Origin of the sequence: uncultured Parabacteroides sp., from assembly GCF_902493135.1 — a bacterium.
GTDB lineage: Bacteria > Bacteroidota > Bacteroidia > Bacteroidales > Tannerellaceae > Parabacteroides.
Genome location: NZ_CABUOD010000031.1, coordinates 1 through 16280, shown reverse-complemented (window position 1 = coordinate 16280; position 16280 = coordinate 1). Strand labels below are relative to the sequence as shown.

At 51.5% G+C, this 16280-nt stretch carries 12 protein-coding genes; 8 read left to right on the top strand and 4 right to left on the bottom strand.

Annotated features, from left to right (window positions below; genetic code table 11):
• The first annotated feature begins 48 nt into the window (after nucleotides 1–48).
• The gene (locus tag RDN79_RS13555; RefSeq protein WP_298550694.1) at nucleotides 49–543 is read left to right on the top strand and encodes a hypothetical protein; all 495 of its coding nucleotides are present in this window, start codon (nucleotides 49–51) and stop codon (nucleotides 541–543) included.
• Nucleotides 544–564: 21 nt separating this feature from the next.
• Nucleotides 565–2193 carry a flotillin family protein gene (locus RDN79_RS13550; protein WP_298550692.1) on the top strand — a complete coding sequence of 543 codons (1629 nt, stop codon included), beginning with the start codon at nucleotides 565–567 and terminating at the stop codon, nucleotides 2191–2193.
• Between the two features lie 128 nt (nucleotides 2194–2321).
• Here RDN79_RS13550 and RDN79_RS13545 read toward each other — a convergent pair whose 3' ends face one another.
• A complete protein-coding gene (locus tag RDN79_RS13545) occupies nucleotides 2322–2873 on the bottom strand; it encodes a DUF4468 domain-containing protein (RefSeq protein ID WP_308573240.1) in 552 nt (183 codons plus the stop codon).
• An 8-nt stretch (nucleotides 2874–2881) separates the two neighbouring features.
• Nucleotides 2882–3883 carry a DUF4468 domain-containing protein gene (locus RDN79_RS13540; RefSeq protein WP_298550689.1) on the bottom strand — a complete coding sequence of 334 codons (1002 nt, stop codon included), beginning with the start codon at nucleotides 3881–3883 and terminating at the stop codon, nucleotides 2882–2884.
• A 165-nt stretch (nucleotides 3884–4048) separates the two neighbouring features.
• On the opposite strand from RDN79_RS13540, the gene secDF reads away from it, so the two are divergent.
• The 6 genes from secDF (at nucleotide 4049) to hutH (ending at nucleotide 13622) form a co-directional block, all read left to right on the top strand.
• Nucleotides 4049–7063 (top strand): protein translocase subunit SecDF, encoded by a 3015-nt coding sequence (secDF, locus tag RDN79_RS13535; protein WP_298550687.1) that lies wholly within the window; start codon nucleotides 4049–4051, stop codon nucleotides 7061–7063.
• Between the two features lie 174 nt (nucleotides 7064–7237).
• Nucleotides 7238–9241 carry a urocanate hydratase gene (locus tag RDN79_RS13530; protein ID WP_298550685.1) on the top strand — a complete coding sequence of 668 codons (2004 nt, stop codon included), beginning with the start codon at nucleotides 7238–7240 and terminating at the stop codon, nucleotides 9239–9241.
• Nucleotides 9238–10143 carry a glutamate formimidoyltransferase gene (gene ftcD / locus RDN79_RS13525; protein ID WP_298550684.1) on the top strand — a complete coding sequence of 302 codons (906 nt, stop codon included), beginning with the start codon at nucleotides 9238–9240 and terminating at the stop codon, nucleotides 10141–10143. Before RDN79_RS13530 ends, ftcD begins: the two co-directional genes overlap by 4 nt.
• A gap of 3 nt (nucleotides 10144–10146) precedes the next feature.
• Nucleotides 10147–11397, top strand: a complete 1251-nt coding sequence (gene hutI / locus RDN79_RS13520; protein WP_298550682.1) for an imidazolonepropionase — start codon at nucleotides 10147–10149, stop codon at nucleotides 11395–11397.
• 90 nt (nucleotides 11398–11487) lie between these two features.
• A complete protein-coding gene (locus tag RDN79_RS13515) occupies nucleotides 11488–12123 on the top strand; it encodes a cyclodeaminase/cyclohydrolase family protein (RefSeq protein WP_298550680.1) in 636 nt (211 codons plus the stop codon).
• A gap of 5 nt (nucleotides 12124–12128) precedes the next feature.
• Entirely contained in the window at nucleotides 12129–13622 is a 1494-nt protein-coding gene (gene hutH, locus RDN79_RS13510) for a histidine ammonia-lyase (protein ID WP_298550678.1), read from the top strand.
• A gap of 74 nt (nucleotides 13623–13696) precedes the next feature.
• Here hutH and RDN79_RS13505 read toward each other — a convergent pair whose 3' ends face one another.
• On the bottom strand, nucleotides 13697–14806 hold the full coding sequence (locus RDN79_RS13505) for an Mrp/NBP35 family ATP-binding protein (RefSeq protein ID WP_298550676.1): 1110 nt from the start codon (nucleotides 14804–14806) through the stop codon (nucleotides 13697–13699).
• 31 nt (nucleotides 14807–14837) lie between these two features.
• Nucleotides 14838–15596, bottom strand: a complete 759-nt coding sequence (gene trmB, locus RDN79_RS13500; RefSeq protein WP_298550674.1) for a tRNA (guanosine(46)-N7)-methyltransferase TrmB — start codon at nucleotides 15594–15596, stop codon at nucleotides 14838–14840.
• Between the last annotated feature and the right edge of the window lie 684 nt (nucleotides 15597–16280).

Here is a 16280-nt window from a genome sequence, read left to right as displayed (position 1 = left end):
TTCTTGATTTTTTTCATATCTTACCAGCCTAATTAAATTCAGTCGATCATGACAAGCACAATCTTTCTTACAGTGGCCGTTGTTGCTACGGCGATCTTTCTGATCCAGTTTGTTGTTTCCATCTTTTTTGGTGACATCGATACGGATGTCGATATGGATACCGATATCGGCAGTGTTCTTTCTTTTAAGGGGCTGACGCATTTCTGTATCGGTATGGGTTGGTACATGTATATCACACAGGGGACGGATATCCCGTCTTATGTGACCGGTATTCTGGTAGGACTTGTCTTTGTGCTGGTTCTCTGGTATCTGTATAAGAAAGCCTGGCAATTGCAGAAGGAGAATAAGCCGGAGAAGCCGGAAGCTTTGTTGGGGCGTGAGTGCACGATCTATACGCATGACGGAGATCGCTATATCGTGCAGATTGCCGTCAACGGCGCCTTGCGTGAGATGGATGTCCGCTCGCTTGAGGGCCGGAAATACCAGACCGGCGACAGGGTTGCGATTGTCAAGGTAGAATCGGGAATTATGTATATTCAGTAAATAACAAATCTATTTAAAATTATGACACAGGAGATGTTAATCATGGTCGCTATACTGGTTGTAGTGGTCATTGTTTCGTTTATCGGCATCCTTTCGCGCTACCGGAAATGTAAGAGTGATGAGGTGTTGGTTGTGTATGGTAAGACTTCAGGGGATAAGTCTGCCAAACTTTATCATGGCGGCGCTGCTTTCGTATGGCCGATCATTCAAGGGTACGAATTCCTCTCCATGAAACCTTTGCAGATCGATTGCAAGTTGACCGGCGCTTTGTCTGCCCAGAATATCCGTGTGGACGTGCCGACAACCATTACGGTCGCCATCAGTACGGATCCCGAAGTGATGCAGAACGCAGCCGAACGTTTGCTGGGGTTGCAGTCGGAAGACAAACAAAACCTGATTACGGATGTCGTCTATGGGCAGATGCGTCTGGTGATTGCCGACATGACGATCGAGGAGTTGAACTCCGACCGTGATAAATTCCTGTCCAAGGTACGCGAGAATATCGATACGGAACTCCGCAAGTTCGGTCTTTATCTGATGAATATCAATATCAGTGATATTCGTGATGCCGCCAACTATATCGTCAACCTCGGTAAAGAAGCGGAAAGCAAGGCCTTGAACGAGGCACAGGCCAACATCGAAGAACAGGAAAAGTTGGGAGCCATCAAGATTGCCAACCAGATCAAGGAACGTGAGACAAAGGTCGCCGAAACCCGCAAGGACCAGGATATCGCCATTGCCGAAACCAAGAAGCAGCAGGAAATCTCGGTGGCCAATGCCGATAAGGACCGTATCTCCCAGGTTGCCATCGCCAATGCCGAAAAGGAATCGCAGGTGGCAAAAGCGGAAGCCGAGAAGAATATCAATATAGAGAAAGCCAATACGGAAAAGGAAAGCCGTATTGCCGAACTGAACTCCGACATGGAAATCAAGAAGGCCGATGCGGAGAAGAAAGCCGCTATCGGACGAAATGAAGCCGGCAAGGATATCGCGCTTTCTAATTCCGAACTTGCCGTGACGCAGGCGGATGCCGATAAGAAAGCCGGTGAAGCCGCCGCCCGTTCGGAAGCCTCTGTGCAGGCCGCACGCGAGATAGCCCAGAAGGAGGTGGAAGAGGCTAAAGCCAGAAAAGTCGAATCGGCCCTGAAAGCTCAAAAGATCGTCCCCGCCGAAGTGGCAAAGCAGGAAGCCATCCTGCAGGCCGATGCCGTTGCCGAAAAGACCATCCGTGAGGCCGAAGCACGTGCAAAAGCCTTGCTGGCGCAGGCCGAAGCCGAAGCCTCTGCCATCCGCATGAAACTGGAAGCCGAGGCTGACGGTAAGAAGAAGTCGTTGCTGGCCGAAGCCGACGGTTTCCGGGCGATGGTCGAAGCTGCCGAATCGAATCCGGCGATTGCGATCCAGTACAAGATGGTCGACCAGTGGAAAGAGATCGCAGGCGAACAGGTTAAGGCGTTCGAACGTATCAACCTCGGCAATATTACGGTATTCGATGGCGGAAACGGCGCTACCGGCAACTTCCTGAACCAACTCGTGAAGACGGTCGCTCCGAGCCTCGGCGTATTGGATAAGCTGCCGATCGGCGAAACCGTCAAGAACATCATCAAGCCGGACGAGAAAGGAAAGGATGATCCGGCTCCTACCTTATAATATATGAAAAGTTCCCCTGTAAGGAAACCGTAGTTTCTCTATAGGGGAACTTTTGTTTCATGCCTATGGAACTTTTGTTTCATGCGGGTGAAACTTTTGTCCCATGCTTATGGAACCGACCCTTCATGCTATAGTTCCGCCTCGTTCACTGCATCCAGGATATCGGCGAACAGGTTCTCGACGAAGAAGAACGTGGCATTGCAGAACAGCTTCGGGTCCTTGATCAATGCGACCGTATTGCTGTTGCCATTGCCGGCGATCACGCTTTCTGCCGGATAGGTCTTGAACTTCTTGTTGTTCTCAGGATCGTATTGATAAACGATGTTGCTTACTTCTGCCGAGTAACTGTTGTCGTGGCAGCTGATCTTCATCTTGTATTTGATGATCGTCTTGTCCGTATCGTCCAGCAGCATCTCGACTTTGGATGCAACATTGATAGTCCCTTTGGACTTCTTGGAGTTGACATTCGACAGGAATACATCCTTCGCATAGCTTTTCTTCGCCCATCGGTTGATGACTTCGAATATCTGATCCTGGCTCATATCGTTCACATGGACGGTGTCGTGATAGCATACCTTCCCGTTTTTCATCGGGGCGCACTCGTCGACTTCGCCTTTATGCCCCTGTGCCATTGCCAGCGCAGGGAGCATGATTAATAGAAGGAAAAACAACTTTTTCATCATCCTGGCTATTTCATCCATACATTTACGATTTCACCGATAACGGTCATCTGCCGGCCTTCCGCCGTTTCGCCCTGCTTGCGGCAGTCGATGATCAGCCAGGCTTCCCCGCTTTCGCCTTTCTTGAAGAAAGACAGGCTGTAGGTGCCGTTGTTACCTATTTCTTTATAGACAGGGCTGTCTTGGCTGATGGCGATCGAGGCGATCGATTTGCCGAACATATTGCCCGTGCCTTTCCATTCGGCGGATGTCTCTTTGGTGTCCGGTTTGCCGGCGGATGCGACCTGCATATCGCTTTCCGGCAACATCTGTAATAAGGTAGACGGAACTTTGTCGGCGGCAAAAGCCACATATCCTTCTTTTGCCGGAACAGGAGTTGCCGGTTGTACGGCTTGTGCCGGCGTCACAGTCCGTGCCGGCGTGACCGGAGTGGCCGGAGCTACGTCGGCGGCTGCTTGCACGCCTAAAGCGGCAGAGGCGGAGGCGAACATCTCATCCATGAAGTCGACCGTCTTTCTACGGAACTTGCCGTTGCCCCGGTTCAGTTTGGTTTTATCCTTGTTCAGGCAATATTTATCTGTGATCCACTCTTCGGCAGTGTATTTTTCCGGTTCGCGCTGGTAAGAGACATTATATTCGTAGCGGATACCGGCCACTTTCATGATACATTTCCGGTTCTCGCATTCCATCGTGACGCGATAGTTCATTTCCGTACGGTCCAAGGAGAGGGCCGTATTCTGGAACACTAAGTTGGCTTGTCCAACTGCGGCGATGTCGCCTTTCGCCTTGTCGGAGTAGACAACGCGGTTGCCGTCTTCACGGAAGAAACCGTCCGCCCAGCCCAACATCCTGTCATATACTTCATCTTTTGAAAAAGAAGGAGCGTTTATCTCTTTTGTGAATACTACTTTGCCATTCTCGACGGGAACGGCTCCGGCTAAATACTTGGAATCGTCCTGAGCCCAGAGCAGGGTCGGGATAAATAGCGCTAATAATAAAAGTTGCTTCATGGTTATTCTTGACTTATGTTTTTTTACGGGCAAAGATATATAATTGTGGCTGAAATAAACTAAGAGTGTGACAAATAAATTAATCTAATTACTGTTGGACAAAGAAAAAAAGCCTATATTTGCACCCTGTGAAAAAACGAATAATAACATAAACATAAGATTCAAATGCAAAACAAAGGATTTGTAAAGGTCTTTGCGGTGTTACTTACGCTTGTCTGTATGTTTTATCTGTCATTCTCGTTCGTGACAAGACATTACAACAGTAAAGCCGCTGAGTATGCAGGTGGAGATCCGGTAAAAGAGAGTTCTTATTTGGACTCGTTATCTACTCAGAAGGTATGGCTGGGCTATACGCTCAAGCAGTGCCGTGAAATGGAAATTAGTTTAGGACTTGACTTGAAGGGCGGTATGAACGTCGTTCTGGAATTGAATGTGGCTGATGTGATCCGCTCGCTTTCAAACAACAACCAGGATGAGAATTTCAACAAAGCATTGGATTTGGCCTATGCTCACCAGGCTACAAGTCAGAAGGACTTTATTGATCTCTTTGCAGACGAGTATAAGAAGTTGGATAATGGCGCACGTTTATCCGCCATATTCAGTACTTTCGAATTGAAAGACAAAATCACTCCGCAGAGTTCGGACGCACAGGTGATCGCCGTGTTGAAGGAAGAGCTGAAGAGCGCTATCGATAATTCATTTAACGTTTTGCGTACCCGTATCGACCGTTTCGGTGTGGTATCCCCGAACATCCAGCGTCTGGAAACTGCCGGCCGTATCCTGGTTGAACTTCCGGGCGTGAAAGAACCTGAACGTGTGCGTAAATTGTTGCAGGGCAGTGCCAACCTCGAATTCTGGGAAACGTACAACTTGCCGGAAATCTACCAGCAGCTGGTTGCTGCCGATAATATGTTGGCTACACTCCTGAAATCGGACGATGCCGCCGCCGACGGTTCGGAAACTGCTGCTGCGGAAGCAACGGGAGAAGTGGTTGCCGACAATGCTGCGGCCGAAACGACCAACGACGCAGATTCTTTGCTGGCCAAGATCGGTGAAGACAAGCCGGAAGCACAGGCTGCCAAGAGCATGGAAGAATTCGCAAAGCAACATCCGTTGTTTGCCGTCCTGCAGATCAACCAGTATAACGGACAGTTGGCATCCGGCCCGGTTGTCGGTATTGCCGATAAGAAAGATATTGCCAAGATCAACGAATACCTGAACATGAAGCAGGTGAAAGATATCCTGCCGCGTAACCTTTCTTTGAAATGGGGCGTAAAGGCTATCGACGACAAAGAACAATATTTCTACTTGTATGCGATCAAGATGACGAACCGCGACGGTACGCCTGCTTTGGGCGGCGATGTTGTCACGGATGCTAATGCCGACTTCGTCCAGCAGGCCGGCCGTTCCGAACAGCAGGTCAGCATGACCATGAATGCGGAAGGCGCTAAGGCATGGGCTCGCCTGACAAAAGAAAACATCGGTAAAGCGGTTGCCATCGTTCTCGACGATATGGTTTATTCCGCTCCGAACGTGCAGGTGGAAATCACCGGCGGACGTTCCCAGATCACAGGCCACTTCACTCCGGAAGAAGCGAAGGACTTGGCTAACGTGTTGAAATCAGGTAAGATGGCTGCTTCTGTAAGTATCGTGCAGGAAGACGTTGTCGGACCGTCTCTGGGTCAGGAAGCTATCAATTCCGGTGTGATTTCGTTTGCATTGGCATTGGTGCTGTTGATGTTCTACATGTGTGCTTTCTACGGCGTCATTCCGGGGCTGATAGCCGACGGCGCTTTGGTGTTGAACATCTTCTTCACAATGGGTATCCTTGCCTCATTCCAGGCCGTTCTTACATTGCCGGGTATTGCCGGTATGGTGTTGACATTAGGTATGGCCGTCGATGCCAACGTGTTGATCTACGAACGTACGAAAGAAGAGCTTCGTGCCGGTAAATCGTTGAGCAAGGCAATTGCCGATGGGTATGGAAATGCATTCTCCGCCATCTTCGACTCCAACTTGACGTCTATCATCACGGGTGTCGTATTGTTCTACTTCGGTACAGGTCCTATCCGTGGTTTTGCCACGACGATGATTATCGGTTTGATCGCATCCTTCCTGACGGCTGTCTTCCTGACGCGTATCGTCTATGAAGCGCTGCTGGCTAAAGATAAACTGAAGAACGTGACCTTTACGACTTCTATCACGAAAGACCTGTTGACGAATCCGAAGATCAACTTCCTGGCTGCCCGTAAGGTGGGCTATCTGATTCCGGCCGCTATCATCGTGTTAGGTGCGATCTCCATGTCTACTATCGGTTTGAACAACGGTATCGACTTCACCGGTGGACGTAACTATGTGATCCGCTTCGACCAGGATGTGAAGACGGACGAAGTCCGCAATATGCTGGATGCCCAGCTGGACGGTTCCGTAAGCGTTATCCAGATCGGTACTCCCGACCAGGTGCGCGTTTCTACCAACTATAAGATCGACGACAACGATCCGGCTATCGACCAGGAAATCGAAAATAAATTGTTTGAAGGTGTCAAGTCATTGCTTCCGGCAGGTACGACGCTGGATCAGTTCACAGGACAGTATATCCAGAGTTCGCAGAAAGTGGGACCGAGCATGGCAGACGATATCAAGAATGCTGCCTTCCTCGCAGTTGTATTCGCCATGTTCTGTATGGCAGCTTACATCCTGCTCCGTTTCCGCGACATTTCGTTCTCGGTCGGTGCATTCGCTTCCGTTGCGGTCACGACCTTGTGTATTATTTCATTCTACACATTGCTTTGGAAGGTATTGCCGTTCTCTATGGAAGTCGATCAGACCTTCATCGCGGCTATCCTGACAATCATCGGTTACTCTATCAACGATACCGTGGTTGTGTTCGACCGTATCCGTGAGACGATCGGCCTGTATCCGAAGCGCGACCGTTACCAGGTGATCAACGATGCGTTGAACTCCACTTTGTCTCGTACCTTCAATACATCCTTGACTACATTGGTAGTGGTATTGTGTATCTTCATCTTAGGTGGTGCGACGATCCGCAGCTTTACGTTCGCGATCCTGTTAGGTATCATTGTCGGTACATATTCTACTCTGTTCGTGGCAACTCCTATCGCATACGAATTGCAGAAGAAAAAGATCAATAAGAAAGCAGCTGCCGAAGCTGGTAAATAAGAATACATTCCAATCCGATAGAAAAGGGCTGTTCCCGTTGGGGGAATGGCCCTTTTTGTGCTTCTAAACATACCGGTGCCGGTTGGCAAGATGAAAGAGAATGCTTATCTTGTAGGCCTCTTACTTCTGTTATTTACTTACAGATTGTAAACAAACACCTTAAAATGTCATGTTATGGAAGTACGCCTGAGCAACCAATTGCCGGTTTATCCATCTTTTGTCCCCGGTATCCGCCGCGCTCCTGATCGCGGCTATTCGCTTACGCCTGCACAGACGGAGACGGCCTTGAAGAATGCGCTCCGTTATATTCCCGAAGAGTTGCATGAAGTGCTGGCTCCGGAATTTATGGAAGAGTTGATGACCCGCGGCCGTATTTACGGATACCGTTACCGGCCGGAGGGAGACCTGAAAGCAAAACCTGTCGATCAGTATAAAGGCCGGTGCCTGGAGGGAAAAGCCTTTCAGGTAATGATCGACAACAACCTCTGTTTCGATATCGCCCTTTATCCTTATGAGCTGGTTACATATGGCGAGACCGGACAGGTCTGCCAGAACTGGATGCAATACCGGCTGATCAAGCAATACCTCGAAATACTGACGAGCGAGCAGACACTTGTGATCGAGTCCGGACATCCGTTGGGACTGTTCCGTTCCAGGGCGGATGCACCCCGTGTGATCATAACCAATTCCATGATGGTCGGCATGTTCGACAACCAAAAGGACTGGCATATCGCCGCCCAGATGGGAGTGGCCAATTACGGGCAGATGACTGCCGGCGGCTGGATGTATATCGGTCCGCAGGGGATCGTGCACGGGACGTTCAATACCTTATTGAATGCCGGGCGGAAGAAATTGGGCATTCCGCAGGATCGGGACTTGCGCGGACATCTCTTTGTCTCTTCCGGTCTCGGAGGGATGAGCGGCGCACAACCGAAAGCCGCCGTTATCGCCGGTGCCGCCAGTATCATTGCCGAGGTGGACAGTTCCCGTATCGAAACCCGTTACTCGCAGGGATGGGTACAGCATGTGACCGGTGATAAAGCGGAGGCCTTCCGTAGGGCGCAGGAAGCGATGCAGGCAAAAGAACCGGTTTCGGTCGCTTATCATGGCAATATAGTCGATTTGCTGGAATTTGCCGAATCACAGGCGATCCGGATCGACTTGTTGAGCGATCAAACCTCTTGCCATGCCGTTTATGAAGGCGGTTACTGTCCGGCGGGTATTTCCTTTGCCGAACGAACGGAACTCCTTTCCCACGATATAGACCGTTTCCGTTGGCTGGTCGACCGGTCCCTGCACCGGCATTTTGCGGTAATCAAGAAATTGGTGGCTCGCGGCACTTACTTTTTCGATTACGGAAACTCGTTTATGAAAGCCATCTACGATGCCGGTGTAAAGGAAATCTCCCGGAACGGGATCGATGAGAAAGACGGCTTTATCTGGCCCTCCTACGTCGAAGATATCATGGGGCCGGAACTGTTCGACTATGGTTACGGGCCTTTCCGTTGGGTCTGTCTGAGCGGGAAACAGGAAGATCTGGCGAAGACCGACCGGGCAGCGATGGATTGTATCGATCCTGCCCGGCGCGGGCAGGACCGCGATAACTACAACTGGATTCGCGATGCCGGGAAGAACCGGCTTGTGGTGGGTACCCAGGCGCGTATCCTTTACCAGGATGCGGAAGGACGGCTGAAGATCGCACTCCGTTTCAACCGCATGGTGCGGGACGGAGAAGTCGGGCCGATCATGCTCGGACGCGACCATCATGATGTAAGCGGGACGGATTCGCCTTTCCGCGAAACGTCCAACATCTATGACGGGAGCAACGTCATGGCCGATATGGCCGTCCAATGTTTTGCCGGAAATGCGGCGCGGGGGATGAGCCTTGTCGCCCTTCATAACGGCGGCGGGGTCGGTATCGGTAAAGCGATAAACGGCGGCTTCGGGATGGTGCTGGACGGAAGTGAGCGGGTGGACGAGATCCTCCGTTCGGCCATGCTCTGGGATGTGATGGGAGGAGTGGCCCGCCGTTCATGGGCCCGGAATCCGAATGCCCTGGCGACCAGTGCCGCCTTTAACGAAAGCTATGGCGACCGGTATCACATCACACTGCCTTTCATACCGAAAGAAGATTTGATTCAAAATATAATACGTACCTCTTTAAAACACAAAGTATGAGTGCTTGGAGCAAAATAATGGAATGTGTCCCCAATTTCAGTGAGGGAAGGGATTTAGCGAAAATAGAAAAGATAGTGGATAAATTTCGTGCCAAAGCCGGTGTAAAGCTGTTGGATTACAGCAATGACGAGGATCATAACCGACTGGTCGTAACGGTAGTCGGCGAACCGGATGCCTTGAAGGACGCACTGCTCGAAGCCATCGGGCAGGCGGTCGAACTGATAGACCTCACGAAACATTCAGGGCAGCATCCCCGGATGGGAGCGGTCGACGTCGTTCCTTTTATCCCGATCAAAGGGTGTACGATGGATGAAGCGATTGCGCTCTCTAAGGAAGTCGGCGAGAAGGTGGCGGCTCTGTATCGCGTGCCGGTCTTCCTTTATGAGAAATCGGCTTCGGCCCCGCATCGGGAGAACCTGGCAGCTATCCGCAAAGGAGAATTTGAAGGAATGGCTGAAAAGATCAAGCTGCCGGAATGGAAACCGGACTTCGGGCCTGCCGAGCGGCATCCGTCGGCGGGGACCGTGGCGATCGGCGCCCGTATGCCGTTGGTGGCCTATAACGTCAATTTGGGTACGGCAAATCCGGAGATCGCGAACAGCATTGCCAAAAAGATCCGTTTCATAGGTGGCGGACTCCGTTACTGCAAGGCGATGGGAGTGGAATTGAAAGAACGCGGCATCGTGCAGGTTTCGATCAATATGACCGATTATACCCGTACCGCCCTCTACCGTGCTTTCGAGCTGGTGCGCATCGAGGCGCGTCGCTACGGCGTTCCGGTCGTCGGAAGCGAGATTATCGGGCTGGTCCCGATGGAGGCGTTGATCGATACGGCTTCTTACTATTTGGGACTGGAAGACTTTTCGATGGATCAGGTGTTGGAAGCCAGAATAATGGAATAGACTATGGAGGATGAAAAGATATTGATACGGAACGCATCGCAGGTGGTGACCTGTTCCGGTTTTGAAGCGAAGAAAGGCAAGGCCATGTCCGATGTCGGTGTGATCGAAGATGGGGCCGTTGCCGTATCGAACGGTATTATTACGCATGTGGGGCCGACCGAAGAAGTCCTCCGGCAAGTGGATGTTGAAGAGTATCTGGAAGTAAATGCTTGCGGGCGGGCGCTTCTGCCGGGGTTCGTGGATAGTCATACGCACTTTGTCTTCGGCGGTTACCGGGAAGAGGAGTTCTCCTGGCGGATGAAAGGCGACAGCTATATGTCGATCATGGAACGGGGAGGCGGGATCGTCAATACGATGAATGCGACGCGGAGCAGTAGCTACGATGATCTGTTCGGGGATGCATATGACCGTCTCGACTCTATGATGGACATGGGTGTGACTACCGTCGAAGGAAAGAGCGGGTACGGTCTCGATCTCGCCACGGAGCTGATCCAACTTCGCGTAATGAAAGAGCTTAATGACGACCATCCGCTGGATGTGGTCTCCACCTTCCTGGGGGCACATGCCGTTCCTCCCGAATTTGCGGGGCGTACGGATGCGTATGTCGACTATGTAATAGAAGAAGTGTTGCCGCATGTCCGTACAGAACGCTCCGTGACCTTTTGCGATGTCTTTTGCGAGCAAGGCGTTTTTTCGATCGAACAAAGTGAACGCCTGTTGAAGGCAGCCCGCAGCCAGCGTTTTAAACTTAAACTCCATGCCGACGAGATCGTGCCTTTTGGCGGGGCCGAGTTGGCAGTCCGCCTGAAAGCCGTGAGTGCCGATCATCTGTTGCATGTGTCCGATACCGGTATCGAGCGGTTGGCGCGTTCCGGCACGATCGCGACCTTGTTGCCGCTTACCGCCTTCTCACTGGGCGAACCGTATGCTCCGGGACGCCGGATGATAGACGCCGGTTGTGCCGTGGCGTTGGCTTCCGACCTGAATCCCGGAAGTTGTTTCTCCTGCTCGATCCCGCTGTTGTTCGCCCTCGCCTGCATCCAGATGAAGATGACTCCTGAAGAGGCTTTGACCGCCCTTACGATCAATGGAGCCGCAGCCCTTGGGCGGGAAAAGAAGATCGGCAGCATCGATGTCGGAAAGAAGGCGGACCTGATCTTGTTGAAGTTTCCTTCATATAAGTTCCTTCCTTATCATGTAGGGATGAATATCGTGGACACGGTTATCAAAGACGGTGTGCTTTATATCGTATGATAGAACGAAAATTAAAGAGAGCGGGTAAATCGCCATTTACCGGTAAACCGAATAAAGAAACAAAATGTTTAATCTTAAATAATAGACATTATGCTTGTAGATTTGACGATTAAAGGATTCCTTGCCGAAACGGCAGGTAGCGCCCCTGTTCCGGGGGGCGGAAGTATCTCGGCTTTGAACGGGGCTATTGCGACAGCGCTTACCGAGATGGTGGCAAACCTGACGATCGGGAAAAAGAAATATGCCGACGTGGAAGGCCAGATGAGGACTATCGCGACGGAAGCGGCTCTCATCCGTGAACGCCTGATACGCGATATAGACCGCGACAGCGAAGCGTACGACCGCGTGTTTGCCGCCTTCAAGCTCCCGAAAGATACGGAAGAGGAAAAGGCGGAACGCAGCCGGGTGATCCAGGATGCCACGAAAGAGGCGGCAATGGTCCCGATGGAAGTGGGCGAAGAGATCGCTTCGGTGATGGAGGCGATTATCTACGTGGCGCACAAAGGGAACCGGAATGCCGTGACCGATGCGTGTGTGGCTATGATGGCGGCTCGTACCTGCGTACTGGGGGCGTTGCTGAATGTCCGCATCAATCTTGTATCCATAAAGGATGAAGCCTTTGTCCGGCGGATGTCGGAGAAGGCGGATTACCTCGAATCGGAAGCTATCCGGATAGAGAAGAAGTTGCTCGATTGGGCGAAAGAGCAATTGAAAATTGAAAGTTGAAAGTTATGGGAAATGTTCATTATGTGGGAGCGGAACCGCTGACGTTCGAACGTATCGAAGAGATACTGACCGGAAATATGAAGCTGGAACTGACCCCGGAAGTGAAGGAACGCATCCAGCGTTGCCGCGATTATCTGGACCGTAAGATCGAGACGCAGAAAGAGCCGCTTTACGGCATCACGACAGGCTTTGGTTCCTTGTGCAATAAGAATATCTCTCCGGACGAACTCAGCACCTTGCAGGAGAATCTGGTGAAGAGCCATGCTTGTAGCGTGGGCGATGAGGTGAGCCCGGTGATTGTCCGCCTGATGATGTTGCTGAAAGCGCATGCCTTGTCTCTGGGGCATAGCGGCGTGCAGGTGATAACGGTGCAGCGTATCCTTGATTTCTTTAATAATGACGTGCTCCCGATCGTCTATGACCGGGGTTCGCTCGGTGCGTCGGGCGACCTGGCTCCCCTGGCGAATCTATTCCTTCCGCTGATCGGGGTGGGGGATGTCTATTATAAAGGAAAGAAGAGGGAGGCTATCAGCGTCCTGGACGAGTTTGCCTGGAAGCCGGTGCGCCTGATGAGCAAGGAGGGACTGGCGTTGCTGAACGGTACGCAGTTCATGAGTGCCAACGGCGTGTTTGCCCTGATGCGTGCCTTTGCCGTGTCGAAGCGGGCGGACCTGATTGCCGCTCTGTCGCTCGAAGCTTTCGACGGGCGGATCGATCCTTTTATGGATTGCATCCAGCAGATGCGCCCGCATCCCGGACAGATCGAGACGGGCGATGCTTTCCGTCGTATCTTGGAGGGCAGTGAACTGATCGGCCGGAAGAAGGAGCATGTGCAGGACCCGTATTCGTTCCGCTGCATCCCGCAGGTACACGGGGCGACGAAAGATGCGATCCGGTATGTCTCCGGCGTACTGCTTACCGAGATCAATTCGGTGACGGACAACCCGACGATCTTTCCCGATGAGGACAAGATCATCTCCGGCGGCAATTTCCACGGCCAGCCGTTGGCGATCTCCTATGATTTCCTCGCGATTGCTTTGGCTGAGTTGGGGAACATCTCCGAACGGCGTGTGGCGCAACTGATCATGGGGCTTCGGGGGTTGCCGGAATTCCTGGTGGCCAATCCCGGACTGAACTCCGGCTTTATGATCCCGCAGTATGCGGCCGCCAGCATGGTGAGCCAGAACAAGATGTATTGTTATGCCGCCAGCAGCGACTCGATCGTGTCCAGCAACGGGCAGGAGGATCATGTGAGCATGGGGGCCAATGCGGCGACGAAGCTCTTCAAGATTATGGACAACCTGGATCACATCCTGGCGATCGAGCTGATGAATGCTGCGCAAGGCATCGAGTTCCGCCGCCCGGCGCGTACTTCCCCTGTCCTGGAGAAATTCCTGAAAGCCTATCGCAAAGAGGTTCCTTTCATAGACGAAGACATCATCATGTATCCCGAAATCCATCGGACGGTCGCTTTTCTGAGGCGGTATTCGGAGGTATAGAATTGTGATTTATGATTTAAGATTTATGATTTATGCGTCAATAATAAATCATAAATCTTAAATCATAAATCTCCTCATTTCTTAGTAACGACCACCCGTTTTGTCGGGTCCAAATGCTCGTTACGGTAATCGATCTGTTTTACGACATTTTCGGCTAACTTCTGGAAAGCCTGCCCGGTGATGCTGTCCGGATTGAGGGCGACCGGTGTTCCGCTGTCTCCGCCTTCGCAGATGCTTTGTACGATGGGGATCTGTCCTAATAGCGGGATATTCAGCTCTTCCGCCAGACGTTTGCCTCCTTCTTTGCCGAACAGATAGTATTTGTTTTCCGGCAGCTCGGCAGGCGTGAACCAGGACATGTTCTCGACCAGTCCCAATACAGGCACGTTGATCTTCTCGCCCATGAACATGCTGATCCCCTTGCGGGCATCCGCCAGCGCCACTTCCTGCGGCGTGCTGACGACGATGGCGCCGGTGATGGCCAATGTCTGCACCATCGTCAGGTGGATATCGCTTGTGCCCGGTGGCAGGTCGATCAGGAAATAATCGAGGTCTCCCCAGTCGGCATCGCCGATCAGCTGTTTCAGGGCATTGCTTGCCATAGCGCCGCGCCAGAGGACGGCGTCTTCCTTATTGACAAAGAAACCGATGGACAACAGCTTCACTCCGTAGTTGGCAGCCGGTTCGATCAGTTCGCGGCCTCCCACCTCCACCATATAGGGACGGGCTTCTTCGACATTGAACATCTTAGGCTGCGAAGGGCCGAAGATATCGGCATCCAGCAAACCGACCTTGTAGCCCTGCAAAGCCAGCGCCACTGCCAGGTTGGCCGCCACCGTACTTTTGCCCACACCTCCCTTGCCGGAAGACACGGCGATGATGTTTTTCACCTCCGGCAGCAGCTTGTCCGGTTCGGGACGGGCTGTCTGTTTGGCGTTTACCGTGATGTTGCCTTTGATTTCCACATCCTCGCCTACATAAGTAAGGATAGCTGTCTCGGCGGCTTTTACCACCGATTTGATGAACGGGTCGTTCGGTTTTTCGAAAAGGAGCGAGAAGCTGACTTTGTTGCCGTCGATCCGGATGTTATCTTCTACCATGCCCATCGTCACAAGGTCTTTCCCTGTTCCGGGGTAACGCACTTTTGCCAGCGCGTCCATGATTAGCTTTGGATAGAGTGTCATGATGTATGATTTATAATGTATGATGTATGATTTATTTGCCGGAAGCCAACGCGCTCCGTTTGCTGCGGTTGAAACTGCGATACGGGTCGTATTCGATTTCCACATCCGGTTCGACCAGTTCCTCCCGCTCTTCACAAACAAACTTGATGTATTTGATGTTCAGACCGCGGTCCAGCCACTGCTGTTCATAATAGGTCTTGATAGAAAGAATGTCGTCCGCCAGATCGGAATGATACAGGTCGTCGTTGCTGAACAAGACAGGATAACGGTTCGCCTTTGCCATCTCGCAGGTGTAGGTGTACATAAAGTTGCTGTCTGTTTTCAGGTGAACGATGCCGTCTCCCGCCAGTATCTCGCGGTACATCTTCATGAAGCGGGTGGAGGTGAGGCGTTTGTTCACTTTCTTCATCTGCGGGTCGGGGAAGGTGAGCCAGATCTCGGCCACCTCTCCGGCGGCAAAGAAATGGGCGATCAGTTCGATACTGGTCCGGAGGAAGGCAACGTTCGTCATGCCTGCCTCAAGCGATTCTTTCGCGCCTGTCCACATACGGGCGCCCTTGATATCGACTCCTATGAAGTTCTTGTCTGGGAACAGCTTTCCCAGACCTACCGTATATTCTCCTTTTCCGCAACCTAATTCAAGCACGATCGGATGGTCGTTCTTAAAGAACCGTTCGTGCCAGTGCCCCTTCAGTTCGAATCCTTTCTCCTGAAGGGTCGCAAACGGATATTGGAACACATGGGGATATCCCGCCATGTCGTCAAACTTTGCTAATTTATTCTTTCCCATGATGCAAAGGTAATACAATTGCGCGTAAAAAAGGCTATAACCTGCCCAGCAAAAGGGTATAGCTTTTTATCGGAAAGGGTATAGCCTTTTTGTTTGCAGGCTATAGCTTTTTCGTTGGGCAGGCTATAGCTTTTTGAACTTTAAAACGCGTATTTGAAGTGCCGGAATAGGGAAAAGGACAAAAAGGGACAGAAAAGGCACCCGCTACATTTTGGGGATGCGGAGAAGATGAGAGGTTTTGTAATTTGTTGGTAAATAGTTTTTTATGACGATTATCTTTCGTTTTCTTGTCTTTTTTTGGGGGATGGGGATGCAAGCCTCTATAGGATTTGTGGAGGTGTGTCAAGACTCCTTTATCACGATCTTTAAGGCACGGATTTCACGGATTTCACGGATTTACACGGATAAATTTATTATCTTTCCGTGTAATCCGCGTAATCCGTGCCTAAATTGTGTCTATTGTAAGCAGGATTTTCTTTTTGACACACCTTCAAAGATCAAGGCTGAACCGTCCGGTCTACTCCGGGCAAAGGTTCCGCTGTCGCCTGCGAAACTCGCTTCGCTCAGACAGCGCAGGCTCCTGCCGCTCCACCTTTGCCCTCCGCTTGACGCCCGTCCGCTTAGGCCATGAAGGTGTGTCAAAATATAAAATAGAGCGCAGATGACACAGATTCAACAGATAAC